Source organism: Calidithermus timidus DSM 17022 (assembly GCF_000373205.1).
In the GTDB taxonomy this organism is placed as follows: domain Bacteria; phylum Deinococcota; class Deinococci; order Deinococcales; family Thermaceae; genus Calidithermus; species Calidithermus timidus.
In genome coordinates, this window is record NZ_KB890701.1 from 85,422 (window position 1) to 111,711 (window position 26,290).

23 protein-coding genes and 2 tRNA genes are annotated in these 26,290 nt (G+C 64.9%); 8 read left to right on the forward strand and 17 right to left on the reverse strand.

Annotated features, from left to right (window positions below; translation table 11 throughout):
* Positions 1-13: 13 nt before the first annotated feature.
* From B047_RS0114510 to B047_RS0114530, 5 genes are read right to left on the reverse strand one after another with little or no spacing between them, the layout of a single operon-like run.
* A complete protein-coding gene (locus B047_RS0114510) occupies positions 14-1,282 on the reverse strand; it encodes a vWA domain-containing protein (protein WP_018467701.1) in 1,269 nt (422 codons plus the stop codon).
* A gap of 5 nt (positions 1,283-1,287) precedes the next feature.
* Positions 1,288-2,187, reverse strand: a complete 900-nt coding sequence (locus B047_RS0114515) for an AAA family ATPase (protein WP_018467702.1) — start codon at positions 2,185-2,187, stop codon at positions 1,288-1,290.
* A gap of 53 nt (positions 2,188-2,240) precedes the next feature.
* Positions 2,241-3,092 (reverse strand): FAD binding domain-containing protein, encoded by an 852-nt coding sequence (locus B047_RS0114520; RefSeq protein ID WP_026234930.1) that lies wholly within the window; start codon positions 3,090-3,092, stop codon positions 2,241-2,243.
* Between the two features lie 30 nt (positions 3,093-3,122).
* On the reverse strand, positions 3,123-5,492 hold the full coding sequence (locus B047_RS0114525; RefSeq protein WP_018467704.1) for a xanthine dehydrogenase family protein molybdopterin-binding subunit: 2,370 nt from the start codon (positions 5,490-5,492) through the stop codon (positions 3,123-3,125).
* Between the two features lie 36 nt (positions 5,493-5,528).
* Positions 5,529-6,032, reverse strand: coding sequence for a (2Fe-2S)-binding protein (locus B047_RS0114530; protein ID WP_018467705.1), 504 nt, complete (start codon positions 6,030-6,032; stop codon positions 5,529-5,531).
* 364 nt (positions 6,033-6,396) lie between these two features.
* Here B047_RS0114530 and B047_RS0114535 point away from each other — a divergent pair, with 364 nt between their 5' ends.
* Complete coding sequence (locus tag B047_RS0114535) at positions 6,397-6,639, forward strand: hypothetical protein (RefSeq protein ID WP_018467706.1); 243 nt, start codon at positions 6,397-6,399, stop codon at positions 6,637-6,639.
* Between the two features lie 230 nt (positions 6,640-6,869).
* Here the strand turns inward: B047_RS0114535 and B047_RS0114540 are convergent, their stop codons facing one another.
* Both B047_RS0114540 and B047_RS0114545 read right to left on the reverse strand, forming a co-directional pair.
* Entirely contained in the window at positions 6,870-7,400 is a 531-nt protein-coding gene (locus B047_RS0114540) for a DinB family protein (RefSeq protein ID WP_018467707.1), read from the reverse strand.
* 72 nt (positions 7,401-7,472) lie between these two features.
* Positions 7,473-7,697: a hypothetical protein gene (locus tag B047_RS0114545; RefSeq protein ID WP_157205950.1), complete on the reverse strand. Its 225-nt coding sequence runs from the start codon at positions 7,695-7,697 to the stop codon at positions 7,473-7,475.
* 227 nt (positions 7,698-7,924) lie between these two features.
* Here B047_RS0114545 and B047_RS0114550 point away from each other — a divergent pair, with 227 nt between their 5' ends.
* The 4 genes from B047_RS0114550 (at position 7,925) to B047_RS0114565 (ending at position 9,850) form a co-directional block, all read left to right on the forward strand.
* Positions 7,925-8,713 carry an enoyl-ACP reductase FabI gene (locus B047_RS0114550; protein ID WP_018467709.1) on the forward strand — a complete coding sequence of 263 codons (789 nt, stop codon included), beginning with the start codon at positions 7,925-7,927 and terminating at the stop codon, positions 8,711-8,713.
* A gap of 119 nt (positions 8,714-8,832) precedes the next feature.
* Positions 8,833-8,922, forward strand: a tRNA-Ser gene (locus B047_RS0114555).
* A 13-nt stretch (positions 8,923-8,935) separates the two neighbouring features.
* Positions 8,936-9,027, forward strand: a tRNA-Ser gene (locus B047_RS0114560).
* A gap of 46 nt (positions 9,028-9,073) precedes the next feature.
* On the forward strand, positions 9,074-9,850 hold the full coding sequence (locus B047_RS0114565) for a hypothetical protein (protein ID WP_018467710.1): 777 nt from the start codon (positions 9,074-9,076) through the stop codon (positions 9,848-9,850).
* On the opposite strand, the gene B047_RS0114570 is transcribed toward B047_RS0114565, so the two are convergent.
* On the reverse strand, positions 9,847-10,863 hold the full coding sequence (locus B047_RS0114570) for a threonine aldolase family protein (RefSeq protein WP_018467711.1): 1,017 nt from the start codon (positions 10,861-10,863) through the stop codon (positions 9,847-9,849). The two genes, B047_RS0114565 and B047_RS0114570, sit on opposite strands and share 4 nt — an antisense overlap.
* 69 nt (positions 10,864-10,932) lie before the next feature.
* Between B047_RS0114570 and B047_RS0114575 the strand changes: the two genes are divergently transcribed.
* Positions 10,933-11,697 (forward strand): SDR family NAD(P)-dependent oxidoreductase, encoded by a 765-nt coding sequence (locus B047_RS0114575; protein ID WP_018467712.1) that lies wholly within the window; start codon positions 10,933-10,935, stop codon positions 11,695-11,697.
* A gap of 99 nt (positions 11,698-11,796) precedes the next feature.
* Here the strand turns inward: B047_RS0114575 and B047_RS0114580 are convergent, their stop codons facing one another.
* Positions 11,797-12,717 (reverse strand): hypothetical protein, encoded by a 921-nt coding sequence (locus B047_RS0114580; protein ID WP_018467713.1) that lies wholly within the window; start codon positions 12,715-12,717, stop codon positions 11,797-11,799.
* A 430-nt stretch (positions 12,718-13,147) separates the two neighbouring features.
* Here B047_RS0114580 and leuS point away from each other — a divergent pair, with 430 nt between their 5' ends.
* The gene (gene leuS, locus B047_RS0114585) at positions 13,148-15,769 is read left to right on the forward strand and encodes a leucine--tRNA ligase (protein ID WP_026234933.1); all 2,622 of its coding nucleotides are present in this window, start codon (positions 13,148-13,150) and stop codon (positions 15,767-15,769) included.
* Between the two features lie 198 nt (positions 15,770-15,967).
* Here the strand turns inward: leuS and B047_RS0114590 are convergent, their stop codons facing one another.
* From B047_RS0114590 to B047_RS0114615, 6 genes are all read right to left on the reverse strand, one after another.
* Positions 15,968-16,162, reverse strand: a complete 195-nt coding sequence (locus tag B047_RS0114590; RefSeq protein ID WP_018467715.1) for a hypothetical protein — start codon at positions 16,160-16,162, stop codon at positions 15,968-15,970.
* 45 nt (positions 16,163-16,207) lie between these two features.
* Positions 16,208-17,632 (reverse strand): M12 family metallopeptidase, encoded by a 1,425-nt coding sequence (locus B047_RS17320; protein ID WP_084785014.1) that lies wholly within the window; start codon positions 17,630-17,632, stop codon positions 16,208-16,210.
* Between the two features lie 3 nt (positions 17,633-17,635).
* Positions 17,636-18,307 carry a hypothetical protein gene (locus B047_RS0114600; RefSeq protein WP_157205951.1) on the reverse strand — a complete coding sequence of 224 codons (672 nt, stop codon included), beginning with the start codon at positions 18,305-18,307 and terminating at the stop codon, positions 17,636-17,638.
* Positions 18,308-18,411: 104 nt separating this feature from the next.
* On the reverse strand, positions 18,412-19,938 hold the full coding sequence (locus B047_RS0114605) for a hypothetical protein (protein ID WP_157205952.1): 1,527 nt from the start codon (positions 19,936-19,938) through the stop codon (positions 18,412-18,414).
* A gap of 58 nt (positions 19,939-19,996) precedes the next feature.
* Entirely contained in the window at positions 19,997-21,502 is a 1,506-nt protein-coding gene (locus B047_RS17325; RefSeq protein WP_018467718.1) for a S8 family serine peptidase, read from the reverse strand.
* A gap of 7 nt (positions 21,503-21,509) precedes the next feature.
* Positions 21,510-21,974: a hypothetical protein gene (locus B047_RS0114615; RefSeq protein ID WP_018467719.1), complete on the reverse strand. Its 465-nt coding sequence runs from the start codon at positions 21,972-21,974 to the stop codon at positions 21,510-21,512.
* A 123-nt stretch (positions 21,975-22,097) separates the two neighbouring features.
* On the opposite strand from B047_RS0114615, the gene B047_RS0114620 reads away from it, so the two are divergent.
* Entirely contained in the window at positions 22,098-24,686 is a 2,589-nt protein-coding gene (locus B047_RS0114620) for an AfsR/SARP family transcriptional regulator (RefSeq protein ID WP_018467720.1), read from the forward strand.
* A 374-nt stretch (positions 24,687-25,060) separates the two neighbouring features.
* Here the strand turns inward: B047_RS0114620 and B047_RS16960 are convergent, their stop codons facing one another.
* Together B047_RS16960 and B047_RS18025 are read right to left on the reverse strand one after the other, a co-directional pair.
* On the reverse strand, positions 25,061-25,426 hold the full coding sequence (locus B047_RS16960; RefSeq protein ID WP_018467722.1) for a hypothetical protein: 366 nt from the start codon (positions 25,424-25,426) through the stop codon (positions 25,061-25,063).
* A 411-nt stretch (positions 25,427-25,837) separates the two neighbouring features.
* Positions 25,838-26,218, reverse strand: coding sequence for a hypothetical protein (locus B047_RS18025; RefSeq protein ID WP_018467723.1), 381 nt, complete (start codon positions 26,216-26,218; stop codon positions 25,838-25,840).
* Between the last annotated feature and the right edge of the window lie 72 nt (positions 26,219-26,290).

Sequence of the window (26,290 nt, forward strand, 5' to 3'; positions counted from 1 at the left end):
GCTTGGAGGGCCCTTAGTCCGGTATTACGGGACGGGCCAGACCCGAGCGCCGGGTTCCGCCCCGCCTGGGGAGCTTTTCCAGGGCGCGGGCGAGTTGCTCGAGGCTGCAGAGGTTGTGTATGGGCAGGAAGTCGTCCACAAAGGGCAGCGCGGCCACCAGGCCACGGGTCAGCGGCTGGTAGCCGGGGGTGCCCAGCAGGGGGTTGAGCCAGATCAGGCGGTAGCAGGATTTTTGCAGCCGTTCGATCTCGAAGGCCAGCAGCTCGGGGTCGCCCTGGTCCCAGCCGTCGGAGACGATGAGCACCACCGCGCCCCGACCCAGCACCCGCTTGGCCCAGGCGCGGTTGAACTCGTGCAAGCTTTGCCCGATGCGCGTACCCCCCGACCAGTCCTTCACCAGTCGGCCCACCTCGAGCAAGGCTGCGTCCACGCTGCGCTTTTTCATGGGGCGGGTGATGCGGGTGAGCCGGGTGCCGAAGGCAAAGGCCTCCACCGTGTGCCCACCCCGGCGGGCTTGGGCCTGGGTGAAGGCGTGCAGGAAGTGCAGCAGCATTCGGGCGTAGCGCTCCATCGATCCTGAGACGTCGGCGAGGATCACCAGCGGACGGGGCTTGCTCTTGCGTCGGCGCCAGGCCAGCCGCACGAACTCGCCCTGATGCCTCAGCGCCTTGCGAAAGCTCTTGCGCAGGTCGAGCAAAGCCCCTGAGCTGGCGGGTTGGAGCCGTCGGGTAGGGCGTTCGGAGAGGCGCCAGTCGAAGTTTTGCAACAGACGGCGAGCGGCCTCGAGTTCCCCCTCGCTCATCTGGTCAAAACGCTTCAGGCGCAGCACCTCCTGATCGGAGTAGCTCAGCGCCCGGTCGATGACGGGCAGGGGCGGCCCCTCTGAGTACCGGCATCGCCGGGGGCCGGATGGCCCTTCACTGGCGGGCTTGCCGGACGGGCTCTCCCGGCCTACCTCGCCGGGCCGGGGCTTTTGCTGCTTCTGGGATGGGATTTGGCTTTGCTGGAGCAGTTCGCCAGGAAAGCGCTCGAGGCCCAGTTGCTGCCAGAATTTCCGGAACAGCTCCTCGAACTTGGGGTAGTCCTCGCGTCGGGTGACGAGGGTGCTGCGGGCGGTGTGGTAAAAGATGTAGGGGTCGAAGATGGGAACCTCGGCCAGGGCTTGGGCGAAAAGGGCGGTTTGCCCAGGGGTGACGACCACTCCCTCACCGCGCAGCGTGCGCGCGAAGCCGACCGCATAGCTGAGGAGTTGTCCGCCGGGGAATGCGGGCTCGGTGGGCATCTGCGTTAGAGAGGGGCGGGTATTTGGGCCCTGGCCAACAAATCCTGGGCGGCGTTCTTGGCCCGTACTACGTCGTCTTGGTACTTGAGGAGGACGCCCAAGGTCTCCTCGACGAGGGCGGGCTCCAGCCGCAGCGCGTCGAGGGCCAAGAGCGAAGCGGCCCAGTCGAGGGTCTCGGCCACCCCAGGGGCCTTATAGAGGTCTTCCTTGCGCAGCTCCTGCACGAAGGCCACCACCTGCTTCGCCAGTTTCTCCGGCACGCCGGGCACCTTTTCCCGCACGATGCGGTACTCCTTCTCGAAGGAGGGGTAGTCGATCCAGAAGTACAGGCAGCGGCGCTTGAGCGCGTCGTGGATCTCGCGGGTGCGGTTGGAGGTGATCACCACCACCGGAGCTTTCTCGGCCTTGACCGTGCCGACTTCGGGGATGGTGATCTGCCAGTCGGAGAGGAACTCGAGCAAGAAGGCTTCGAACTCCTCGTCGGCGCGGTCGAGCTCGTCGATGAGCAGCACCGGGGCCTTGCCATTCACGCTCCTGAGCGCTTGCAGCAGGGGGCGCTCGAGCAAGAACTCCGCGCTGAAGACCTCGTGACGCACCCGGGCCGCCTCGCGCTCGCCCGAGGCTTCCAGCAGCCGGATCTGCATCATCTGGCGGGCGTAGTCCCACTCGTAGACCGCGCTGCTCACGTCCAGGCCCTCGTAGCACTGCAGCCGGATCAGGCGGGTGGAAAGCATGTCGGCGAGCACCTTGGTGATCTCGGTCTTGCCCACGCCGGGCTCACCCTCTAAGAGCAGGGGTCGCCCCAGCTTGAGGGCTAGGAAGACCGAGACCGCCAGCCCCTTATCGGCGATGTAGTGGTGGGCCTCGAGGGCGGCGAGGGTTTCCTCGATGGTGGAGGGCATCATCATGGCCAATTGTAGGGGCGATTCATGAACCGCCCCTACGGTCTAGGTGACAGTTAAGCGGCGATGCGCATCAGCGCGCGTTTGGCCAGCACGTTCACCAGGTGGGCGCGGTACTCGGCGGAGAAGTTGTGGTCGCCCATCAGCTCACCAGCGTCCACCAGGTTCTGGCAGGCGGCCTCGATGCTCTGGGCGTTCAGGGGCTGACCAGCGAGGGCCTGCTCGAGCTTGCTCAGGCGCATGGCGTGCTCGCCCGCGCCGGTGAGCGCAGCCCGCACCCCATTGGGCCCGATCGCCACCGCCACCCCCACCACGGCGTAGCGGGAGGCGGGGTGGGGGAACTTCTCGTACGCCATCCGAACAGCCTGCGTGGGGGCATGGGCCGAGCCGAGCGGAATGTGGATCTCGGTGAGGATTTCGCCCACTCCGACGGCGGTGGTGAACATGCCCTGGAAAAAGGAGTCCACGTCTACCAGCCTCGCCCCGCCAGTCCCCTGAATTTTCAGCCTGGCATCCAGGGCCAGCACCACGGCGGGAAGGTCGGCGGCGGGGTCGGCGTGGGCCAGGGAGCCACCGATGGTGCCCTTGTTGCGCACCATCGGATCGCCGATCTGCTCGATGGCCTCGGGCAGGGCGGGGATGCTTTGCCTGACCAGCTCCGAGGTCTCCATCTCGTAGTAGGTGGTGGCCGCACCGATCACCAGGGTGTTGCCTTCGCGGCGGATACCCTTCAGCTCGGGCACCCTCGAGATGTCGATGAGGGCCGGGGGAGTCGCCAGCCGCAGCTTCATGGCCGGGATCAGCGAGTGGCCTCCTGCCAGCAGCTTGGCCTCGGGGTTTTGCTGCAACATCTGCAGAGCCTCTTGCAAGCTCGAGGCTTTGTGGTAGGTGAATTCAGCTGTGTACATCAAACCTCCCTTGGGCATGAGACGCAAGCTTCAATCGGCTGCTTGGGGCATTTGCCGGTTGCTCTGGATGGCCCGCCAAATCTTCTCGGGAGTGTAGGGCATGTCCAGATGGACGATACCAAAGGGGCGCAATGCGTCAAGCACTGCGTTGGCGATGGCGGCGGTGGAGGCGATGGTCCCGGCCTCCCCAATGCCCTTGATGCCCAGCGGGTTGTGGGGACAGGGGGTTACGGTGTGATCGTGCTCGATCTGCACCAGGTCTTCGGCGCGGGGTAGGGCGTACTCGAGGAAGTTGGCCGAGAGCAGGTTGCCGCCATCGTCGTAAACCGCGTCTTCCAGCAGGGCCTGGCCTAGCCCCTGGGCAATACCGCCGTGGATTTGTCCCTCGGCGATGAGGGGATTGATCACCGGGCCGCAGTCGTCCACCGAGAGGTAGCGTAGCAGCTTGACCTTGCCGGTATCAGGGTCTACCTCGACGACGGCGACGTGGGTGCCAAAGGGGTAGACGAAGTTCTTGGGGTCGTAGAAGTGGGTGGCCTCGAGGCCGGGCTCGAGGTCGGCGGGGTAGTTGTGGGCCAGGTGGGCTTGGAGCGCGATGTCGAAGAAGCTCTTAGAGCGCTCGGGCACCCCCCTTACCCGGAACTGCCCATCCACATGCTCGATATCTTCAGGGGCAGCTTCCAAGAGGTGTGCGGCGATTTTTTTAGCCTTATCGGTGATCTTACGCGCCGCCAGCACAATGGCGCTGAGGCCGGTAGGCGCCGAGCGCGAGCCGTAGGAGCCCCAGCCATAGGGCATGCGTCCGGTGTCACCGTGGACGATGGTTACATCCTCCACCGGAATTTGCAGTTCGTCGGCCACCACCTGGGCGAAGGCTGTCTCGTGGCCTTGTCCGTGGCTGTGGGTGCCGGTAAAGACTTCCACCTTGCCGGTAGGCATCACCCGGATCAAGGCGCTCTCCCACTGCCCGGCCTGAGCCCCCAGGCTGCCCACCAAGGCTGAAGGAGCCAGCCCGCAAGCTTCGATGAAGGAGATCACCCCGATGCCTATATAGCGGCCCTGCTTGCGCAATTCCTCCTGCTGGCGGCGCAGGCTTTGGTAGTCCACCATCTCCAGGGCCTTGTTCATGGCCGCTTCGTAGTTGCCCGAGTCGTAGACCAGCGCTACGGGGGTCTGGTAGGGGAACTCGCTGGGCTGGATAAAGTTCTTGCGGCGGAACTCCACGGGGTCCATGCCCAGCTCGTGGGCCATCACGTCCATCAGCCGCTCGACCACAAAGGTCGCTTCCGGACGGCCCGCACCGCGGTAGGCGTCTACGGGCACCGTGTTGGTAAAAGGCGCCTTAACGTGGCAGTAGATCTTCTGCGTCTTGTAATTGCCGGCCAGCAGACAGCCGTAGAGATAGGTAGGCACGGCGGGAGCGAAGGTGGTGAGGTAGGCTCCCATGTTGGCGATGGTGTCTACCCGCAAAGCGGTTACGCGGCCTTCGCTGTCTACTGCCATCTCGGCCACGGTCTCGTGGTCGCGACCATGGGAATCGGTCAGGAAGCTCTCCGAGCGTCGGGCGCTCCACTTCACCGGCCTGCCCAGCTTTTTCGCCGCATAGAGCACGATGACTTCCTCGGGATACTGGTAGATTTTCGAGCCAAAGCCGCCGCCTACATCAGGGGCAATGACCCTGAGCTTGTGCTCGGGGATGCCCAGGATGAAGGCCGCGATCAGCAGGCGATGGATGTGGGGGTTCTGGCTGGTGGTCCACAGCGTGTACTCATCCTGGGCCCGGTGGTACTGAGCCAGCGAGGCCCGAGGTTCCATGGCGCTGGGTACCAGGCGGTTGTTGCGCAAGTGCAGCTTGACCGTTTTGTGGGCCTGGGCGAAGAGGGCCTCAACCCCTTCCTTATCGCCAATACTCCACTCGAAGCAGAGGTTACCCGGGGCTTCGTCATGAACTTGCGGTGCACCGGGCTCGAGCGCTTTGCTGCCCAGTACCACTGCCTCGAGGGGCTCATAGTCCACCTCTACCAGCCCCGCGGCGTCTTCAGCAATCTGGCGGGTCTCGGCGATGACGGCAGCTACGATCTCCCCGGCATGACGCGCTTTGTCCGGGGTGATGGCGTAGTGGGGCGGCAGCTTGATGCCGGGGTGGAGCCAGCCGGTGGGGATGCTCTTGATGCCTGCCTCGAGCAGCTCCTTGCCGGTGATCACCGACAGCACTCCTGGCATGGCCAGGGCTTTGGAGCCGTCGATGCCCTTGATACGGGCGTGGGCGTAAGGCGAGCGCACCATTGCCGCATGGACCATGCCCGGCAGTTGCATGTCGTCGGTGTAATTGCCGCTGCCGGTAATGAAGCGGGGGTCCTCTACGCGTTTCATCGCCTTGCCAAAGAACTTCTCGGCCATGTTCGTGCTCCCTTCGGTCGCGCTGATAGCTTTTCGCTAATCGTCCGCCGCTCCTGTCACCGCTTCGCCGCGCAGCTTGGCAGCGGCATGCTGTATGGCCAGCACGATGTTGTGGTAGCCGGTGCAGCGGCAGAGGTTGCCCTCCAAGGCGTGGCGAATTTCTCCCTCGCTGGGGTTGGGGTTTTTGTTGAGCAAATCCACCGCCGCCATGATCATGCCGGGAGTGCAGAAGCCGCACTGCAAGCCGTGCTTCTCCCAGAAACCTTCCTGAACGGGGTGGTAATTCCCATCCTTGGCCAGCCCCTCGATGGTGGTGACGCTCGAGCCATCGACCTGCACGGCAAATACCGTGCAGGACTTAACTGCCTGGCCGTCGACGTGCACTACGCAGGCCCCGCACTGACTGGTGTCGCAGCCGACGTGGGTGCCGGTGAGCCCCAGGTTTTCGCGCAGGTAATGCACCAACAATTGCCGGGGCTCTACTTCGCTGCTGTGCTGAACCCCGTTGACCGTGACGCTGATCCTGACCTTATGTGCCATAGTGCCTCCTGATGTTCAGAAACCTTCTTCAGATCCGAGCCTCGAGGCCAGCCCAGGGGGGCCCTGGCTGCCCGTGAGGCAACCCGGCACCGACGTACCCTCGGATGGCCTTGCTCCCATTGCGGCTGCTGGGCGTCAATTCGCACCTCCTGGAGTCGGGGTTTGCTGGAGGGAGACCCATAGCGCGACGAATCCCACACGTCGGCCCATCTCGGATCTTGATAACTATTCGCCAATTACTATACCCCTTAAGCCTGCGGCTATTGCAAGAAGCCCATCTCGTTCGCGCTATCTGCAAAACGTGTTTTTTTCACCTTGTGCACCCCACGCCAGATGTCTATGGCGCGCTGCGTAAGATGGTGTGGTGGACGTGCTGCTCGCAACCACCGTTCTTGGCCTTGCCGTGTACTTCCTTTTTCGCATCGCCAGGGCCTTCTGGCCCAGGCGTTCGGGGAGCAGGGGCCTTCCGGGTATTTCCAGCCGCCTGCGCTGCCCGCTGTGCGGCGAGCGGCTCAACAACGCCGAGCTGGAGGCCCTGCGCCAGGGACGGCGCAAATGCTCTCACATGGCCGAGTGCCCTTACCAGCGGAGCCGGTGGTTGAACTAGCGAGGCGAGCTATTGGCCGCAGGCGAGGTTGGGGGCTAAAGGCTAATGGTCTGTGGCTCGTGGCTTGTCAAGGGTCTAGGGCCAAGGCGTCCGGCGTACGACGGTACGACCCGCGCCGGCTACCGGCGTTTAACAAAAAAATCGCGGCTCTCGGCCGCTGATATTCTCAGTATAACCGGATATGCAAAAATGTAAAGTGGTATGCAAGAAGCCCGGCCTGGACGGGGAAATTACGCCCCCTCGAGGCGGCCGGGGATCTGGGCGAGGTGGTGGCGCTCGTGGAAAACGGCGGTCTGTAGCCACCCCAGGCCGTTGAGGTCGCCGAAGAAGGCGTGGGTGAAGGTGGCGGGGTGCTCGAGCAGCTCCCCGCTCTTCTCCGCCTCTCCCAGCAGGAAGGCCCGCTGCTCGGCCAGGAGCAGCGCGATCTGGGCCTTGTCCAGGCCGCCCTTGGGCCGGATGACGGCCGGGGCCTGGGCCCTGCCCTCGCGCCACTCCCCCGCCGGCACGCTCACGGCCTCGAGCGCCTCCCCCTGCGCGACGCGGCGCAGGCGGCGGATCACGCGGGCGAAGGAGTTTTCGGCCAGGGCGACGTGCTCCATCAGCAGCGCGACGCTCCAGGTCTCGGGGTCGGGCTGGCGGAAGAAGGCCTCGTCGGGGATGGTCTTGAGGTGGTGCAAAAGCTCGCGCCTGGAGCGCTCGAGGTGGCGCAGGCAGTGGGCTTTATCCCCGAAGCGCTGGAGGAAGGTTGGGTCGGTGAGCATGGGGGCATGCTACGGCGCCCAGGCGGTGCGAGGCGGGCGGCCCCGAGGGGCCGCCCGCGGATGGTCGGGGTTTTAGCTGATGAGGCTGCGGCGGGCCTGCGCGTCGAGGCTCAGCCGCACCACGCCCTTGAGGTAGAGGTCGTGCAGGGCGTGCCCACCCAGCACCCGCTCGAACTGGTCGATGCCGACCTCGAGTTCCCCGTCCTCCAGGCGCAAGCGCACCCGGTCAAGCGTCCCCGGAACCCAACGGCATTCGACCTTCTCGCCCATCTTAATTTTGGGGTGCTTCGGTGACATGTGGTCCTCCTTTGGCTCGACTTGACTTGCGACGTTGGGGTTGAGGGATGCATCAATTTGTATCACAGAGCTTACACGAACACAAATAAGATGAATGTCCCCGGCGGAATATTTCAACTTAGGTATTTCTTGAGTCGAACAAAATGCGGTATTTATGGGAACTGCTCTAAAGACAGCTCGGGCCGCCAGCTTGGCCGGTGGGGGGGTGGGATAAGATACACATCGCTATGGTTCCGATCGACTTGTCGGGCAAAAAAGCATTGGTGATGGGCGTGACCAACGAGAGTAGCCTGGGCTGGGCCATCGCCCAGAAGCTGCACCAGGCCGGGGCTACCCTGGCTTTCAGCTACCAGGGTGAACGCTTGAAGGAGAAGATCGAAAAGCTCACCGCTGGCATGAGCGGGGTGCGCTTGTACGAAGTGGATGTAACCAACGAGGAAGCCATCAAGGCCATGATGGCCGACCTCAAGGAGGCCTGGGGTGGCCTGGACTGCCTGGTGCACTCCATCGCCTTCGCGCCCCGGTCCGCGATGGAGGGCCGCTACATCGAGACCACCCGTGAAGACTGGACGCTGGCCCTACAGGTTTCGGCCTACTCCCTGCTGGCGGTGGTGCGCGAGGCCGAAGCCCTGCTTAACGAGGGGGCCTCGGTGGTGACGCTTAGCTACTATGCCGCCGAGAAGGTGGTGCCTAAGTACAACGTCATGGGCATTGCCAAGAGCGCCCTCGAGGCCACCGTGCGCTACCTGGCCTACGACCTCGGGCCTAAGAACGTGCGCGTCAACGCGGTGTCGGCGGGAGCCATCCGCACCGTGGCCAGCATGAGCATTCCCGGATTTCGCAAGATGACCGCCAAGTACAGCGCCATCGCCCCGCTCAAGCGCATGATCACCCACGAGGAAGTAGGCAACCTGGGCCTCTACCTGCTCTCGCCACTCTCCAGCGGCACTACCGGCCAGACGGTCTACGTAGACGCCGGCTACAGCATCATGGGGATGGACTTCGGTGAGGAATAGCCTAGAAAGGTGGGCGGGCACTTAAGCGAATCTGGCATCGGCACCCAATCGGCTTGACAGAAAGAATGCCCTTTCGCATAGTAGGTAGAGCGGCCAGCGGCCCGGTTGGGTTGCCGATTGGAGGGATGGCCGAGCGGTTGAAGGCGGCGGTCTTGAAAACCGTTATGGGCGCAAGCCCATCGGGGGTTCGAATCCCTCTCCCTCCGCCAAGAACCTTCACCTGGAGAGGTGGGTGAGTGGCTGAAACCACAGGTTTGCTAAACCTGCATAGGGGGTAACCTCTATCGAGGGTTCGAATCCCTCCCTCTCCGCCAAGCAAGAGCCCATACGGGCTCTTTTGTTTTTGCGATAATCCAAAGGATGCGCTTGAAGCTGCTGGGTCAGACCCCTTCTATTCCTTCGCCCGGCCTCGAGCTCCTCGCCTACCTCTGCGCCCGGGGGGAGGCCCTGCGGGAGGAGGTGCGCTCGGTGGTGCCGCTGGGGGCGGCGCTGCGGGCGTTGCACAAGACGCCTTGGAGCGAGGATGTGGTGGCTCGAGGCGAGAGCTTGACCTGGACGGGGGAGAGCGACCTGGGCCCCCTGCGCCAGGCTTTGGGGGGGCAGCGCTGGCTGGAGGCCTGGGCGTTGTACGGGGCGCTGCTGCCGGGATTCAAAAGCGGGCTCGAGGCCTTCCAGACCTGGCTCGAGGCCCAGCGAGCCTGGCTGCGCTCGGCCATGCACGTCCTCAGCCTGGCCCTGCCGGTGGAGGAGGTGCTGCGCCTGAGCGAAGAGGAGTTGCAGGCCCCTGCCGACAAAGAACGGGCGCTGATGGCCCTGCTGATGCAGGGTCAGGCCCTTCTGCGCCAGGGGCGGGGTAAGGACGCGGTGCTGGTACTGGGGCAGTCCCTGGGGGTGCAGGAGTTTGGGGGAGGGGAGTTCTCTGGGCTCTCGCTGGCACTGCTGGCTGAGGCCCACTGGCTGTGGGGCAAGGGGCCCAAGGCCCGCCAGACCGCCGAGAAGGCCCTGCAACGCTGCGCCGATGCCTACAGCCAGGCCAGGGCTTACCGGGTGTGGCACCTCGTTACAGGCGACGCAGGCGCGCTCGAGCAGGCCCGGCAACTGGCCGAGGGCCTGGGAATCGCCGATTTGCTGGGCTAGGTCTCGACCAGCACCGACTCGATGCGACGCAGGGCTTCGGGGATGTCCTCGTCGGAGAGGTCGCGGTGGGTGACCAGGCGAATCCTGCCGCCCAGCGCGTTGCACAAGACGCCTACCTGGGCCAGCCGGGCGGCCAGGCCGCTCGCGTCCTTGGGCCTGAAGTAGACCATGTTGGTCTGGACGGTCTTCAGATCCACCTCCAGGCCCAGTCGCGCCAGCCCCTCGGCCAGGGTGCGGGCCATCTGGTGGTCTCGAGCCAGCAGCTTGGGTCCTTCGGTCAGCGCCAGGATCCCGGCTGCCGCCAGCACCCCGGCTTGGCGCATCCCGCCGCCCAGCAGCTTGCGGTAGCGCCAGGCCTCGGCCCGCAGGGCCTTGGGCATCAGCAGCACCGAGCCCACCGGAGCACCCAGACCTTTGGAAAGGCAGATTGAGACGGTATCGAAACCCCTGGCCAACTCGGCGGCGGAGCTGCCGAGGGCCACGGCGGCATTGAACAGGCGTGCGCCGTCGAGGTGGATGGGCAGGCTGGCTTCGCGGGCAACCTGCTGCACGGCGCGCTGGGCCTCGAGCGGCACCACGGTGCCTCCGGCGGCGTTGTGGGTGTTCTCGAGTTCGATCAGGCCGGTAGGGGCTTGGTGGATCGAGGTGTGGATAGCGGCTTTGACCTCGGCGGGATCGGGGATGCCGTAGGGAGCCCTCACCAGCCGGATGGTTCCGCCCGAGAGCACCGCCAGCGAGCCCGGCTCGTACTCGTAGATATGAGCGCCCTCGGGGGCGATCACCTCATAGCCGCGCCGCAGATGTAGCATCAGGGCGATCTGATTGCTCATCACCCCGCTGGGTACGAAGAGCCCGGCTTCCAGGCCCAGAATTTCGGCGGCCAGGGCCTCGAGGCGGTTTACGGTGGGGTCTTCGGAGTAGACGTCGTCGCCCACCTCGGCCTCGGCCATGGCCTTGCGCATGGCGGGCGTGGGCTTGGTGACGGTGTCGGAGCGGAGGTCGATCACGCGCATAGGCCTCAGCTTACGCCTAAAGGGGGTCGTACGCCTCATGCTTCAGCGGCCTCGAGTTAGACTCTGCCCATGTTCCAGGGCAAGGTGGTGCTGGTCACCGGGGCCGCTAGGGGGATCGGGCGGGCGATCGCGGAAGCCTTCGCCGCTCAAGAAGCCATGCTGGTGCTGGGCGATGTGCGCCCCGAGGGGGCCGAGGTGGCCCGGAAGCTGGGGGCTTTTTTCGTTCACGCCGACATCGCCCAGCCCCACGACCGCGAGCGCCTGATTCACGAGGCCGTGCGACAGTGGGGAGGGGTCAACGTGCTGGTCAACAACGCGGCCATCTCGGCGCCGGGGTCGGCCTTGCGGGTGTCGCTGGAGGACTGGCAGCAGGTGCTGGAGATCAACCTCACCGCGCCCATGCACCTCTCGGCCCTGGCCGCCCGCGAGATGAGCAAGAACGGCGGGGGCTCAATTGTCAACATCGCCAGCGTGCAGGGTCTCTTCGCCGAGCAGAACAACGTTGCCTACAATGCCTCGAAGGGGGGGCTGGTCAACCTAACCCGCTCGTTGGCGCTGGACCTGGCCCCCTTGGGCATCCGGGTCAATGCGGTAGCCCCCGGCGCGATCGCCACCGAGGGGGTGCTCGAGGCCATCGACCTCTCCGAGAACCCCGAGCAGACCCGCCGCGACTGGGAGGACCTGCACGCCCTGCGGCGGCTGGGCAAGCCCGAGGAGGTGGCTCAGGCCGTGTTGTTCTTGGCTTCCGAGGCCGCGAGCTTCATCACCGGAGCCATCTTGCCCGTCGACGGGGGCATGACCGCCAGCTTCATGATGGCGGGAAGGCCAGTGTAAATCGGACTGCAAACGCTTCGCCGCGGGTGTGGGAGCGTCAATGCGCCCAAAACGCGCGGGCGGCGAGCCGGTGCCCGCCGCCCTGCTGCTTTTCCCCGCTCAGATGGGGTTGCCGTTGTAGGTGACGGTGTAGCTGTTGCAGCCGGTGTACTCGATCACCAGCTTGCTGTTTGCGTTGTCCTGGAAGGTGGCCTTGCCGCTGACGAAGCTGCTGGTGCAGCTCGAGCTGTGCTCCAGTTTCTCGCCCTTCATGTCGAGAACGTAGTATTCACCGCTCTTCTTGTACGCCAAGCGGCCCGTGAAGTTGACCCAGCCTGCGTCATAGGGGTTGGTGTTGCCGTCCGCTTTGGGCGTGTAGGACATGTTCACGCCGTAAGCGATCTTGTCATCGTTCGCCTGGAGCAAGTAGCCGTACCGGACGTTGTAAGCGCCACCCGCCCCGGGGGTATAGTCGATGCCCATGGCCAATCGAGCAGTGTTGGTGCCGTACGTGAGGGTCAGGTTGGCGGCGATGGTAAAGCCGCTCTTGGGGTCGGCGTCGTTTTTGTCCTGAACCCCAATGAAGCCGTTAATGGTTAAGCCACTCTGGAAGCTACAGTTGTTGTAGCGGACCTCTGCGTAGACGGGAATTTGGTCGCCGTCGCCATCCACGCGGTTGTCGGTTAAGGTGATGGTGCCACCTTGTTCACAGTTTTCTGTGCGCTGCCCGCGGATTGAACCTGCCTCGAGCCGTAGCTGGCGCAGATGCTGGGCCACGGTGGGGTAATCCTTTTCCACCAGGGCCGCTGCCGCCTCCATGGAGCTGGCGGAGCTGAGGCCGATGTCACCGGCCAGGCCCTGCGCAATCTGATTGACGAACCTGGCCAGGATAGTTTTGTTGGTGCTGGCCTGGTCCTGGCTGAAGCTGGTGGGCGAATCTGAGGGCACACCCGGCACGTCGTTGCTCAGGTTGGGAGCGCTCGAGCACGCCACCAGGACACCGAGGGCGGCCAAACCGATGAGCTTGGTTTGTACTTTCATATGCCTCCTTCCAAATGCTGGGCCAGACTTTTGTCATATTCGGGTAACCCCATGCTGCTGGCCCCTACGACCTTATGCTGTGTTACCCAAACCATACCTTACCGAACAAAGGCCATCTCCGCTGGCTGAATTTCTGGTCGAATGTTTAATGTAACGCTCATGTCGCGCTTTTGGCAAAGGCTTGCGCTTGCGGGGCCTCCCGGCGGCAAAGCGTGTTATCATGAGTCCATGAGGTTTGCCGGACGGCTACTAGGGCAAGTGGGAGGCCCCTGCTAAAAAGCCAGGGTCCGGCCTCCCCCTTCACATCGAAGGGGGATTTTTAGTACCCCAATCGGGCTGGGGACCAACGAGCCTCCCAGCAGCGATGCGCGGCCGCCGTCCGATCCGGGAACCCCTACCAAACAGAATTGAGGAACAGGCAGAGATGAGCATGGACAAGTACAACCCGCACGAACTCGAGCCCAAGTGGCAGAAGTACTGGCAGCAGACCGGCCTGCTCAAGGCGCAAGAGGGCGGCGCCAACAAGAGCTACATCCTGGTGATGTTCCCCTATCCCTCGGGCGACTTGCACATGGGCCACCTCAAGAACTACACCATGGGCGACGTATTGGCCCGCTTCCGCACCCAGCAGGGCTACTCGGTGCTGCACCCCTTTGGCTGGGACGCCTTTGGCCTGCCCGCCGAGAACGCGGCCTTGAAGTATGGCGTCAGCCCCGCCGACTGGACCTATGGCAACATCAAGCAGTCGAAGGAGTCGCTCGCCTTAATGGGTATCCAGTACGACTGGAGCCGCGAGGTCACCACCTGTACGCCCGAGTACTACAAGTGGAACCAGTGGATCTTCCTCAAGATGTACGAGCGGGGCTTGGTCTATCGCAAGAAGAGCCTGGTCAACTGGGACCCGGTTGAGCAGAGCGTGCTGGCCAACGAGCAGGTCATCGACGGGCGTGGCTGGCGCTCGGGGGCCTTGGTCGAGAAGCGCGAACTCGAGCAGTGGTACCTCAAGATCACCGACTACGCCGAGCGCCTGCTCGCCGACCTCGATAAGCTCCCGCGCTGGCCCGAGAAGGTCAAGGCCATGCAGCGGGCCTGGATCGGCAAGAGCACCGGGGCCGAGTTCGACTTCCAGGTCAAGGGCCACGACGCGAAGATCCGGGTCTTCTCCACCCGCCCCGACACCATCTTCGGCGCCACCTTCATGGTGCTGGCCCCCGAGCACGAGCTCGTCGCCAGGATCACCACCCCCGAGCAAAAGGAGGCGGTGGAAGCCTACGTTGCCGCGGCCAAGATGAAGAGCGAGCTCGAGCGCCAACGTGAGGACCGCGAGAAGAGTGGGGTGTGGACCGGGGCCTACGCCATCAACCCGGCTAACGGCAAGGAGATCCCCGTCTGGGTCGCCGACTACGTGCTCTCGGGCTACGGCACCGGCGCGATCATGGCGGTGCCGGGGCAGGACGAGCGCGACTGGGAGTTTGCGGAGAAGTTCGGGCTCGAGATCGTCCGCACCGTAGAGCCTCCCGCGGGCTGGCAGGGCAAGGCCTACACCGAAGACGGCCCGGCCATCAACTCCGGCTTCCTCAACGGGCTCTACGTCGAGGAGGCCAAGAAGAAGATCATCGAGTGGATGGAGGCAAAGGGCATCGGCGAGGGCAAGGTCAATTACCGCCTGCGCGACTGGCTCATCAGCCGCCAGCGCTACTGGGGCACCCCCATCCCCATGATCCACTGCGATCGCTGCGGCATCGTTCCGGTACCCTACGAGCAGCTGCCCGTCGAACTGCCCACCCTCAAGGACGTGGAAGACATCCGGCCTAAAGGCAAGAGCCCGCTGGCCGCCCACCCCGAGTTCTACGAGGTGGACTGTCCCAGGTGTGGCGGCAAGGCCCGGCGCGACACCGACACCATGGATACCTTCATCGACTCGTCGTGGTACTTCCTGCGCTACGCCGACGCCCACAACGAGAACCTGCCCTTCGACCCTCAGAAGGCCAACTTCTGGATGCCGGTAGACCAGTACATCGGCGGCATCGAGCACGCCATTTTGCACCTGCTTTACGCCCGCTTCTTCACCAAGTTCCTGCACGACATCGGCATGGTGGAAGTCGAAGAACCCTTCGATGGCCTGTTCACCCAGGGCATGGTGCAGGGCTGGACCGACGTGGGCCCGGTAGAGGTGAAGGGCGAGGAAATCCGCTTCCTGACCCACGAGCGCCGGGTCAAGCTGGACCTCCCCGAGACCCTCAGCCTAGAGGAAGCCAAGAAGAGTGGGGCCGAGCTGCGCACCCACGACGACGGTAGCGTCCACTTCTGGAAGCCCGCCACCATGTCCAAGAGCCTGGGCAATGGCGTGATGGTGGGGCCTTTCGTGAAAGAGCAGGGTGCCGACATCGCCCGCATCACCATCCTCTTCGCCGCCCCGCCCGAGAACGAGATGATCTGGACCGAGGAGGGTGTGCAGGGCGCTTGGCGCTACCTCAACCGCGTCTGGCGTCTGGTAGCCGAGAACCTGGCTGAACTCGAGGCCCAGGGCGACATCTATGACCCTAAGGCCCTCAGCCCTGCCGACAAGGCCCTCTACCAAAAGCTGCACCAGACCATCAAAAAGGTAAGCGAGGACATCGAGGCGCTGCGCTTCAACACCGCCGTAGCCGCCTTGATGGAACTCCTGAACGCGATGTACGACTACCGTAAGGAAAACCCGGTCTCCCCGGTGTTCCGCCTGGCCACGCTCAACTATATACAGCTCCTGGCTCCCTTCGCTCCCCACATCGCCGAGGAATTATGGCACCAGTTCCACGACTCCTCGGTCTTCGAGGCTCGCTGGCCCGTCGTGGACAAGGATGCTTTGGTTGCCGATGCCTTTGAGCTGGTGGTACAGGTCTCGGGCAAGGTGCGCGGCAAGGCTACCGTTCCCGTGCAGGCCAGCGAGGACGAGATCAAGCGCATCGCCCGCGAGATCCCCAACGTGCAGGTGCACATCAACGGAAAGCAGGTAGTGAAGGAGATCTATGTTCCGGGTAAGCTGCTCAACATCGTGGTGAGGGAGTACTAATACCAGATTTGCTTAGTTCGTCACCGAATGGTGACGCCGCCCCGCCAAGGCGGGGTGTGCTCTGGGATTCAAAAAGATAGCCTCTGGGTTTTGGTTTTGCAGAGTATCTTTTTGAATCCGGTATAAAGGGGCTCAATCCTGACGAGCGCGTTTTCCGCAGGCTCGAGGTAGTACACATCCAGCACATAGCGGCTGGGCTCACACCGCACAAAGGCCCGGAGGCGCGGTCAGGGCGAGCAACCCAGCCGCCCGCACCACCTCCAAAGGGAGGCCCTCCCCCTCCTGTACCACCTCCAGGCCAAAGCGGTGGGCAGGGAAAAAACGCGGTGGCCCGCCCACCTGGGCGCAGGCCACCAGAAAAGCAAAGTTGAGAGCGATTAGCAAGCGCCGCACAGGCCCATCCCACCCCACCCGGGCCCTTTTGGGATGAGCGGCCCCTCAGGGCACGGTGGCGCAGGCCTGGGCCGGCGTGGGCTCGGAAACCGTGGAGTCCAGCGGGGTGAGGGTGAGGCAGACCTCCTGGCCCCCTCGCCCTTCCAGGCGCAAAAGGGCCGTGTACATGGGCTGGGCCCGGTCGGTCTGAATCTCCGTGTAGGGCAGGCCGATGGCTTGCCCCCCGACCTGGGCCTCTAAGCGGTACCGCTTGGCCCAGCTCCACTCCGCAAGGGTGAGCTGCAGGGTCTCAGGCCCGGCGGGGTCAAGCCGCAGCAGGGTCATCTGGCGGGGCGCTTGGTTGCGGTAGCAGGCCCGGGTGCGGGCCAGGGTGTAGACCACCCCCCCTTCCAGTTCCATGCGCAGGGTATCGGTCTGCAGCCCGGGCCCCGGGCAGGCCTTGGCCTGGAGGCTCATCTGGATGTTCGCCCCAGGGGGGAGGTCGCCCGCGGGAGGCGTGGCGCTTGCCAGCCAGCTCCCGCCCACCTCCACCCGCAAGACCCGGAGCGGCACCGCCCCTACGTTCCGCAGCTCCTGGCTAAGGGGGTATTCTCCCGTTAAGGTGGTCTGATGGAACCAATCCAGTAGGCGTAAGAGGGGCGCGTTGTAGTAGGCCTGGATGGCCGCGATGTCCCCGGGGCTCAGCCCCTGCCGCTGCCCTAGCCGCTCGGGAGGCATCCCGTTTTTGGGCCGGATGGTGGGCTGGCCGTTCTTGGAAAAGGCCCAGGCTGAGTAGTGCATGATGGAGTCGTAGTCGTAAGGCCCCTGGAGTCGCCCATTGAGGCCAAGTTTGTTGAACTGGGATTTGTAGTCCTCCTTGATGTTTTCCCAGAGAATCTCCACGTGCTCGTCCCGGTCGGCCCGGCTCTGCTCGTGCCAGAAGCCCAGGGCGTGAAGGATCTCGTGCACCACCGTGCCCATGAGCGGCACCCCGCCCTGGCCGCAGTAGACGTCCAGGTCCTGCGGCCCGCCCACACGCCCTATGCGCGACCAGCAAGCCTCCGGGTTACCGTCCACTGTGAACCGCACGTAATCGGCCTCACTGGTGCGCTCCACGAAGCGGATGGGGGTCTTTTCCTCGATGTGCGCAATGGCCTCGCGGATGCGGTCCCGCTGGGCCTCGTTCACCGCCGGGTCTATCGTGTAGGGCACCCGGCCCCCGGGCCACAGACTCCCGTAGGAAAAAGGTTCCACAACATAGCCCTGCGCTCCAATTTCCCCGGGCCGCCCGCCGGTTGTCCGTGGCACCAGGATATCCCCCTCCACCAGCAGGTGGTCTGGGTCGTTGGGGATCACCTGGCCCATCAACTGGGCCTCGCGCCCATCCGGCAAGGCCACCCAGACCGGCTCCCAGCGAACCTCCTCCTGCTTCTCAAGGGTTGGCTGGGCGCAACCCGCCGCCAACAGCAGCAAAAGCCAGAGCTTTCGCACGCCTCACCTCCCGCACCCTGCCACGCAGGGGGTCGTGGTCAGGGTGAAGTCCAAGGTTTTCTCCAGCGTTCCCACCCGCACGCTTAGCCGAGCCGGGGCCGCCAGATAAGTCCACACCTGGTTCGCCTCGGGCCCCTTTAGCTCCAGCACCAGCCGCTCCGGGCCTGAGCGCTCCGGCCGGTAGCGGTAGGCCACCTGATCCACCCCATCCCCCACCAAGCTTCCACTAAGAACCGGCGTGAACGCCTCTGGGGGTGCGTTGAACCCACCGCTCCCCTGGATGCCCACGGCAAGCTCCACCGTCGCGCCGGCAGGCACCACCACCGGGTCGGGCACCGCTTGCAAGGCAAACTCGCCCACCCGGGCCTCAAAGCGGGCCTCTACCCGCCGGTTCTGGGTCATCTGGAGGGCACAGGCCGAGTAGCCGGTGCAATCCCCCGCCCAGCCAGCGAAGAAGAAGTCCCCTTCAGGCCGGGCCAGAAGCTCTACGCTCTGGTCGGGACTCAGCCGGTAGGTACAGGCCTGCCCGGCAAGGCAGACCTCGCTTTTGCCGTCGTAGCGGAGCTCCACCCGGCCCCCGGCGCCCACCTGCACCACAAGCTCGTTGGGGCTTACCTGAGGGGCGCTGCAGGCAGCAAGCCCCGCCATCAGCACCGAAAGCGTCATGCGTCGCATGTTCTACCTCACCACTTTCCCTAGGCCCCAAAGCGGTGCCGCAAACCCCCACGGGAGGCCTGACGGGTCATCCGTTCCCGAAAAGCCTCCCGCGGAAGAAACCCCTAGGGGACTGCGCAGGTTGTGTTCAACAGGTCAACCTGCCCATACAGGCTGGCCGCATCCCCGTAGTTGGTGCCATTCCCTTGGGGAGGGAAATTGAAGAGTATTGCTCCACTGCTGGGGCAGTACACCTGTCCCGACGGGTCTATAGCCAGGAAGTAGTACTGCCCCACCGCCGGCGCCACCGCCGGTACCAGGATGCGGTAGTCCCCGTCGCTGCCGGCGATAGCGATGTTGAAGGCCAAGAGGTCGTCCCGGTTGAGCACCGCCAGCACCAAGGCGCCGGGCTCGGTCTGGCCGTAGAGGTGGTACATATCGTCGGCCAGGGTAGCGCCGTCCCCGTAGCTCAGGTCGCTGTCGCCCAGGGCGCTGAAGGGGCTGCTTGGGTTGATGGCCGCCTCCAGGTGGAAGGTGGGGAAGAGGGGGAAGCCCAGCTTGGTGAGGTCAAAGAGGCCCACATCGGTCATGAGGGAGAAGACGTTCTGCGCCGTCTGGCCCTTTTTCTTAGCGGTCTGCACCAGGTAGCGCCCCACGCCCTCGCCACTCTCGGTGCCGTATTCCAGGGTGCCCAGGCCCAGGAGGTCGGCGGTGGCGTTTTCCAGGTCGTTGGGGTTGCTCACCTCCAGCGTCAGGCCCAGGGCGTACTGGTACATGAACTGCTGGGCTCCATCGGGGCTATAGCCCCCTACTCCTCCGTTTGCGTTCAGCCCGGGAATATCCCACTGGAAGGTGGCCTGCACCTTGGGCCGGGCGGTGTTGGCCGCGTCGCCGCAGTTGTCCACCGGGTTGATGACCCCGTCCCCGTCGCTGTCCGCTTTGAAGGTGTTCTGGGTGGTGTTGTCGGTCTTGAGGCCGGTGGTCGTAACCTGGCTTTGCGCCGAGGCGTTGTGGCCGGTATCCTCGCTGGCGCCAAAGAGCCCCACCTTCTGGGGCGCGGCCAGGCTAGCGCCGCTGGCCTGAGCGGAGAAGTTGAACAAGGCCAGCTTGTTGTCGTTGCTGTTCTGGCTGGTCTTCTGGCCCTTTTGGCCGTCTGTGGCGGTGGCCGGGGTGGGGTCTACCTCCAGGGGGCTTTCGCAAATGGTGGAGTCCCCCTCCTGATGGGTCACCACCAAGAGGGTGTCCTGGCCGGTGGGCACATCCCCTTCAAAGTTACCCTGGGCGTCTACGTCCATCTGGGCCAGGGTTTTGCCGTCCTTGTCTACCGCCACTACCTTCTTCTCGTCGGTGTTGAAGAGGGCCTTTTTCCCAGCTTGGGCAGCCAGGGCCTCCGAGAGCACCAGGGCGTTGAGCCCGCGGATGGCGTCCTGCTGTAGCCCCAGCCGCTGGCGCAAAAGCTGGTTCACCCCTTGCACCCCCAGGCTCTGCAGGAGCTGGAGGCCCTGGGGGGCCTGCTGCAGGCCGTACTTCGAGCCGCCGTTCAGTGAGCCCTGGATGTGGGCGCTGTTCCCCCCGCCGCCCCCACAGGCCGCCAGGATTAGGGCGCCCCCCAACATCAGAAGAATTCCCAGACTACTCCTCCTCAGATTCATGGGCTTTCACCTCCGGCTTCCACCCTAGCCATCCCCCCCTTACAAAACCCTTAACTGCCTAGGGCTCCAGGGAGCGGCCCACATCCAGCAGGCGCATCTCGCAGGCCTGGGGGGCGCAGTTCTCCGGCGGCAAAGGCTTGGCCCGGCTGCGCAGCCTTTCGGCCAGGCCAGCGGAGGGCAGGCTGGGCTCGCGGGATAGGAGCAGGGCGGTTGCCCCGCTCACCAAAGGCGCGGCAAAGGAGGTGCCTTGGGCATAGACGTAACCCGGGGCCCCCTGGGAGAAGCCCAGGCTGAGCAGGCCATCGGGCAGGCCGTCGTTGTCGTCGTCGCGGGAGAGCACCCCGCCGGGCGCGTAGAGGTCCACGCGGGGGCCGTAGTTAGAGTAACTTGTCCGTCGGTTCAGGGCGTCGGTGGCCCCCACTGCGATCACCCCCGGGCAGGAGGCGGGCTCAAAACCCTCGGCGGGGCGGTTCTGGTTTCCCGCAGCGGCCACCAACACCACCCCCAGGCCCAACACCCGCTGGGTGGCCTCGTACCAGGGCGAGCCGGGGGGGCAGCTTCCCTCAGCGCCAAAGGAAAGGTTGATCACCCGCACCGGGTAGGGGTTGAGCGGCACCCCCGGCACCGGCAGCCCAGCCAGCCACAGGAGGGCCTCTAGGGCATCGGCGTCGTCCCCCTCGAGCCCACCAAAGGCCCGGGCCATCACCCCCCTGGCGCCCCAGTGCACCCCGGCGATGCCCCTTTGGTTGTCGCTTCGGGCCAGCGTCAGGCCCATCACCTGGCTGCCGTGAAAGCCGGTCTCCTCCCCTTTGCGCAAGGGCTCGCTGGGGTCGGGGTCGCGCCCGTCGCAGTCGCCCGCCGCCAGCGGGTCGCTCACAAAGTCGTAGCCCTCCACCCCCCCCAGGTCGGGGTGGGGCAGCACCCCGGAGTCCACCGCCCCTATCCAGATGGGCTTTTCCGCTCCGGTTTCCAGCGCCCAGGCCTGTTCCATACCGATGGCCCGGAGGTACCACTGCCGGGGGTAGAGGGGGTCGTTGGGCTGGCGAAAGAGGCGCAACCGCCGATAGGGCAAACCCGCCGGGGCAGCGCCCTCCCGCAGGCGGTAGAGGGCAAAACCGGGCAGGGCCGAGGGGCGCACCCATGTGAGCTGCGGGGGCACCGGCTCCCCCTGCGGCAGAAGGTAGGTGGGGCCGCTGGCCGCGGCGCAGGCCCGCACCACCCGCAGGGCAAAGCCTAGGCGCAGCTCCCCCCGTTGCCAGCGGACCAGAAGGGTGGGGGTGTAGTCCCCCGGCGGGGCCTCGAGGGGGACCCGCAAGGGCAGGCTGAGCGAGGTGGGGTAGGCCACCTCCAGGGTCTCGAGCCCCAAGCTAAGGCCCTCGGGCGGCCCCTCCAGGGCCAGGCGCACAGAAAACGAGGCCCCTGGAGGAGGATTTAGCCGCAATCGGAGTGCGGCGCTCCCTCCCGTGTCCACCACCAGCCGTGGGGGCTCGAGGAAGGCCTCGAGCCCCCGTTGCCCGCCACAGCCGGCCAAAACCGCCAAGCCCAGCAGAACCGACCAGCGCATTCAGCGTCTAGGGGTAGACCCGGAGCCCCGCGCGCATCCTAATTCTGAACACGGTCTGGCCGCCAAACTCCACGGTCGGCAAGGTATCCACCACCAGCGAGACGCTTCGGTTAACGGGGTACTCCAGCCCCACCAGGGCCTGCACGGCGAAGGTGGTGGTCTGTCCACCGAAGTTGGCTTCAAAGCCCAGCCCCGCCTGGGGTATGATGCCCGAGCGGCCAAAGCTAAAGAGCGCGCCCGCCGACAGGTCAAAGGTAGCGGTACCTTGCTCTACATTTATCCCTACCCCACCCCTGAGGCCAAAGGGCCCCGCCAACTCCTTCACACCCCCCTGCAAATTTAGCCCCATTTCAAACTGGGTGGGATTGGTGAAGGCAAGGGTTATGTCCGAGACCGTTCCCTCCAAGAAAGCCCTTCCCTGGGCGAAGGCCGAAAGCGCCAACAGAAAGCCGATCCAAACCAGTTTTCGCATCGTTACCTCCCAAGCGGCGTTGCGCCAGGGCCAGCTTAGAAAAGGGGGGCTTACAAAAACCTTAACTGGGGGCGTGCAAAATACCCCAGGAATCCTCCTCCAAAGGGATAAAATGAGCACGGCATGGCCCTGAGCTGGAGCTCCCCCACGTACCTGGTGCGCGAGAGGCTGCTCAACGCCCTGCCCGCGGCCACTGGATACGCAGTCTGGCTACAGGCCCCGGCGGGCTTCGGCAAGAGCGTCCTGGCCGGGCAGCTCGCGGCCCGGCTGGGCTGGCGCACCCTGTGGGCCTCGAGCCTCCTGGGCGACCCCAAAGACCAGATCGCACGGGCTTTGGGCCTGCCCTCTGAAGCCCCCTGGGCCCTCCTCATCGAGGCCTTGGCGCAGGAACCCACCCTCCTGGTGCTGGAAGACCTGCGGGGCGACGAGGCCCTATCCCCTCTGCTGCGCACCCTACCCGCGCTGCTGCTCCTGGCCAGCCGGGAGGCCCTGAGCTACCCCGAGCTGCCCAAGCTCCGGACCGAAGGGCGCCTGGTGCGGCTCGGGGCCTCTGAGCTGGCCTTCACCCCCGAGGAGGCCAAGGCCCTCTTCGCCGGACGGAACGACTGGGAAAGGGCGTACCAGATGACCGGGGGCTGGCCGCTGCCCCTCTACCTCTCGGCCTTCACCCAAGAACCCCCCGACGCCCCTGCCCTGCTGCGCGGGCTGCGGGACAGCCTATCCCCGCCGGCCTTTCGCGAAGGGCTGTTGATGAGCGTCTTGCCTTACCTGCCCGAGGAGATGGCCACCGAGGCCACCTTTGAGCTTTTCCAAAAGGGCCTATTGCGCAAGACCCCGGAGGGCTTTCAGCTACACGAGCTGCTCAAGCACATGGCCCAGCAAAGCCTAGCCCAGGAGGTGCGGGCCGTGGTGCGGACCGAGCAAACCCGCCTATCCCCGGGCCTGCGGGCCGAGGCCCTTTGGCGGGCGGGGCTCCACCAGGAACTGCTGGCCTTTCTAGAAGAGCCCCGCACCCTGGAGATACCCGTGGAGCGGCTGGTGGCCTGGCGCAGCCTTTTGGAAAAAGGGGGAGAGCGCGCCCGGCTGCGTCTGGGGGAGGCCTTGCTGCAAAGTGGTGACCGAAGCGGCTTTCTCCTACTGGAACCCCTGGCCAATGCCGAGGATCCTGGCGTGGCCCTCACCGCCTTGGGCCACCTGGCCTACTACTGCGCCGAGCCCATGCTGGGGAAAGACCTAGAGCGGGCCCAGGGCTATCTAAGTCGGGGCCTCGAGCTGTTAAACCAGGTCCCCCCTGAACTCGCCGGGCGCTTTCTGAATGATGCGGCCCGCATATTCTTCGAAGGAGGCGAGCCCAAAGAGGCTGAGAGGCTGCTGGAAAGGGCCCTAGAGCTGCTTCCCCCAGGCAGCCCCTTCCGGCTGGCCCCCCTCAACAACCTGAGTCTGCTGCGCTTTGAGCTGTACGGCGACCTCCTGCAGCGGATACGTACCCTGGAGGAAATCATCCCCAGCCTAACCGGGGTGCTGCAGAGCAACCGGCCGGGCAGCCTGCGCGACCTGGGCCGGCTGTACCTGCTCTTAGGGGAACGCAAGCAGGCGGAAGCCCACTTTGAGGAGGCCGCCCACACGCCGGGCAACCCCCTGGCCAGCCTCGAGGCGCAGATGTACCTGGCCTACCTACGGGCAAGCCCCGAGGCTCTAGAGCGGCTAGTTGGCCGGGCCGGGCTATGGGAAAGCCCCTACCTGGTAGAGCGAGGGCGGGCCTTCCTAGCCCTGCTCCAAAAAGACCCAAGCTGGGTGGAGGGCCTGGAGGGCTTTTTTGCCGGATTGGCGGGGGCCGAGCTGAAAAAAGACCTGAACGCCCTGCCCCCTTACCCCACCAACCGCGAGGAGCGCCTGCACTGGCACGCGGTGCGCTACCGGGTAGGCCGGGAGGCTCAAGACCTGGAGGCCCTGCTCCACCTGACCCCCCAGGCGGGGCGCATCCTGCCCAGCCTGCTGCGGCTGGACGAACTTCCTCCGGAGCGCCCCGAGCTGGCCCAGGCCTACCCCTTACAGGAGGTGCTGGTCTCAGGCTGGCAGGCCGCCATTCGGCTGCACGCTCGGGAGATACCCCCCCTGTGGGTGCGGGTGCTGGGGCGCTTCAGCGTGCAAGGGCCGCTGGGGGAGGTGGCGCTGGAGGGACGGCGGCGGGAGGTGCTGGCCCTTTTGCTGCTGGGCCTCAGCCGCAGCGAGGTGGCCTTCGAGCTTTGGCCCGACTTAGACGAGGAGAGCGCCCGCAACAACCTATCGGTCTGGATGAACCGTCTGCGCAAGAGCCTGGAGCCCTGGGGGGTGCCCACCTACTTGCAAAACGAGGGGCTGGTGCGGGTGGAAAGCGACCTGGGGCAGCTCGAGGCGGCCCTGGAAGCGGGGGAAGCCCCTAGGGTGCTCGAGCTCTACCACGAGCCGCTGATGCCAGGGGTGTACCTAAACGCCCTGGAGGAGCGCCGCCACGAGTTTAGGGCGAGGGTGCGGGGGCTGCTTCTTCGGCAAAGCGAGCCCCACTACCTGCAGCGCCTACTGGAGCTTGACCCGCTGGACGAAGAGGCCCTCGCCCGGCTGCTGGAGCTTCACCGGTTGAGGGGAGAGCAGGCCCGGGCCCTGGAACTCCAGCGCAATTGGCAAAGGCGGATTCGCAAGGAGCTGGATCGCTCCCAAAGAAACCCCGGCTAGCGCAGGCCACAAGGCGAGTTGAACTCCTTGTGACTCAAGACCTCAATGAGCTTTCCCTCGGGGAATGTCACCGGCAGGGCAAGCTCACGGGGCACCGGGGTGTTGTTGAGTACCACCAGCCTAGGTACACGACAAAACTTGCGAGAAACCCGTAGGAGCTGGGGCGGCCCTGGGAAGCCCCCCTGCCGGGCTACCCACCGGGGAAGATGGTCTACGGGCACTACCGCAACTGGGTGAGCTGGGGGTGGGCCTTTAGGATGTCCTCTGCGCGCTCGCCCGCGGCCAGACGGCGATAGGATTTCCTCCGCGGTGATGCGGGTACCGGCCACCATCCCGAGCCTCACCACCGCCCCTGAGTCGTGGCTGGGCTCCCCTCAGTAGGCGCCCAGCGTACCTTGCCGCCGCACCCGGCGAAGGGCCCGCCGGAAGAACCCCACCCCCAGGGTCAGGTAGACCAGCGCGTTGACCCCGGCAAGAACCAGGCGATCCCATCCGGGGGCCTCACCCCGCCCTAAAAGGAGACGCAGGGCCATGACCGAGGGGGTCAGGGGCAGGAGGTAGCCCAGGCTGTTCCAGGGCCAGGCAAGGGCTTCAAAGCGCACCAGGAAAAGACCCAAGAAGACGAACTGGAGGAGGCCCAGCACCGCTACCGGTACGAGGCCTCCCAGGGCCAATAGCCCCAACAGGATGGCGCTCTCCCCGGGGGCTGCGCGGAAGATGTGCCGCAGCGCTGGGAACAATAGGGACCAGAGGGGGCTTTTTCTATCCAGCCGTGACCACCTCCTGCCCTTCAGGATACTTTTGCCAGCGCTTGGGGCTCATGAAGTTAGAGACAATATAATCCCATTCTTCCGCCGAAACCGGAGAAACTTCCTCCACCGTGTAGCGCTTTCGCATGGGTTGCAGCGGTTCGAAGCTCCCTTTGCTGCCGCGCTAGGGAGAGGGCCTCGGCGTATCGGCCCTGCCGGCAGAGGGCCAGGGCATTCATGGGGGGAGTATAGCCCAGACTGATTCGGAATTATACCAGATTCGGTTAGTTCGTCACCGAATGGTGACGAACTAACCCGACCGAAGGGAGTGCTCTAGGATTCAAAAAGATAGCCTCTGAAGGTCTTTGCTTTGGGGGATTATCTTTTTGAATCCGGTATTACTTAAACCCAAGTTGCAACCCAAGTTGCTACCCACCCCATCTTCTCTGTCAAAAGCCGGATGTTGTGCGCCAGGACAAAGGTGAGCACCTTCAAGACAAACCCCTCCTGCCTCAAGCGCGTGAGAAAGGGGGAGGAGGGCCAGGAGGTAGGAAATAGGAGATAGGAAATAGCGGGAATAGGAAATAGGAGGTAGGAGAAGAGGGCGAAGTCTCGGGCGAAGGCCAGGGTCTTTTGGTGGTGGCCGCCGAAGTGGAGGGCGGCCAGGATGGCGAGGGTGAGGAGGATGCTGGAGGGGGTCTTGGTTTGGGGGTCGTCGTTGTGGCCCAGAAGGGGAAGGAGGTCGTCTATGGTGCAGAAGGCCGCTATGGTCTTATCAAGCATAGCGGCCTTTATTTTTGCATCTCACGGCAAAAGGTAGGTGGTTAAGCTATTCACTTTGGCTCGAGAGAGTGG

Excerpts from the sequence above, each read along its gene's own strand:
- B047_RS0114510 (WP_018467701.1), bottom strand. The coding sequence starts at position 1,282 with ATGCCCACCGAGCCCGCATTCCCCGGCGGACAACTCCTCAGCTATGCG.
- B047_RS0114515 (WP_018467702.1), bottom strand. The coding sequence starts at position 2,187 with ATGATGCCCTCCACCATCGAGGAAACCCTCGCCGCCCTCGAGGCCCAC.
- B047_RS0114520 (WP_026234930.1), bottom strand. The coding sequence starts at position 3,092 with ATGTACACAGCTGAATTCACCTACCACAAAGCCTCGAGCTTGCAAGAG.
- B047_RS0114525 (WP_018467704.1), bottom strand. The coding sequence starts at position 5,492 with ATGGCCGAGAAGTTCTTTGGCAAGGCGATGAAACGCGTAGAGGACCCC.
- B047_RS0114530 (WP_018467705.1), bottom strand. The coding sequence starts at position 6,032 with ATGGCACATAAGGTCAGGATCAGCGTCACGGTCAACGGGGTTCAGCAC.
- B047_RS0114540 (WP_018467707.1), bottom strand. The coding sequence starts at position 7,400 with ATGCTCACCGACCCAACCTTCCTCCAGCGCTTCGGGGATAAAGCCCAC.
- B047_RS0114545 (WP_157205950.1), bottom strand. The coding sequence starts at position 7,697 with ATGTCACCGAAGCACCCCAAAATTAAGATGGGCGAGAAGGTCGAATGC.
- B047_RS0114550 (WP_018467709.1), top strand. The coding sequence starts at position 7,925 with ATGGTTCCGATCGACTTGTCGGGCAAAAAAGCATTGGTGATGGGCGTG.
- B047_RS0114565 (WP_018467710.1), top strand. The coding sequence starts at position 9,074 with ATGCGCTTGAAGCTGCTGGGTCAGACCCCTTCTATTCCTTCGCCCGGC.
- B047_RS0114570 (WP_018467711.1), bottom strand. The coding sequence starts at position 10,863 with ATGCGCGTGATCGACCTCCGCTCCGACACCGTCACCAAGCCCACGCCC.
- B047_RS0114575 (WP_018467712.1), top strand. The coding sequence starts at position 10,933 with ATGTTCCAGGGCAAGGTGGTGCTGGTCACCGGGGCCGCTAGGGGGATC.
- B047_RS0114580 (WP_018467713.1), bottom strand. The coding sequence starts at position 12,717 with ATGAAAGTACAAACCAAGCTCATCGGTTTGGCCGCCCTCGGTGTCCTG.
- leuS (WP_026234933.1), top strand. The coding sequence starts at position 13,148 with ATGGACAAGTACAACCCGCACGAACTCGAGCCCAAGTGGCAGAAGTAC.
- B047_RS0114600 (WP_157205951.1), bottom strand. The coding sequence starts at position 18,307 with ATGCGACGCATGACGCTTTCGGTGCTGATGGCGGGGCTTGCTGCCTGC.
- B047_RS0114605 (WP_157205952.1), bottom strand. The coding sequence starts at position 19,938 with ATGAATCTGAGGAGGAGTAGTCTGGGAATTCTTCTGATGTTGGGGGGC.
- B047_RS17325 (WP_018467718.1), bottom strand. The coding sequence starts at position 21,502 with ATGCGCTGGTCGGTTCTGCTGGGCTTGGCGGTTTTGGCCGGCTGTGGC.
- B047_RS0114615 (WP_018467719.1), bottom strand. The coding sequence starts at position 21,974 with ATGCGAAAACTGGTTTGGATCGGCTTTCTGTTGGCGCTTTCGGCCTTC.
- B047_RS0114620 (WP_018467720.1), top strand. The coding sequence starts at position 22,098 with ATGGCCCTGAGCTGGAGCTCCCCCACGTACCTGGTGCGCGAGAGGCTG.
- B047_RS18025 (WP_018467723.1), bottom strand. The coding sequence starts at position 26,218 with ATGCTTGATAAGACCATAGCGGCCTTCTGCACCATAGACGACCTCCTT.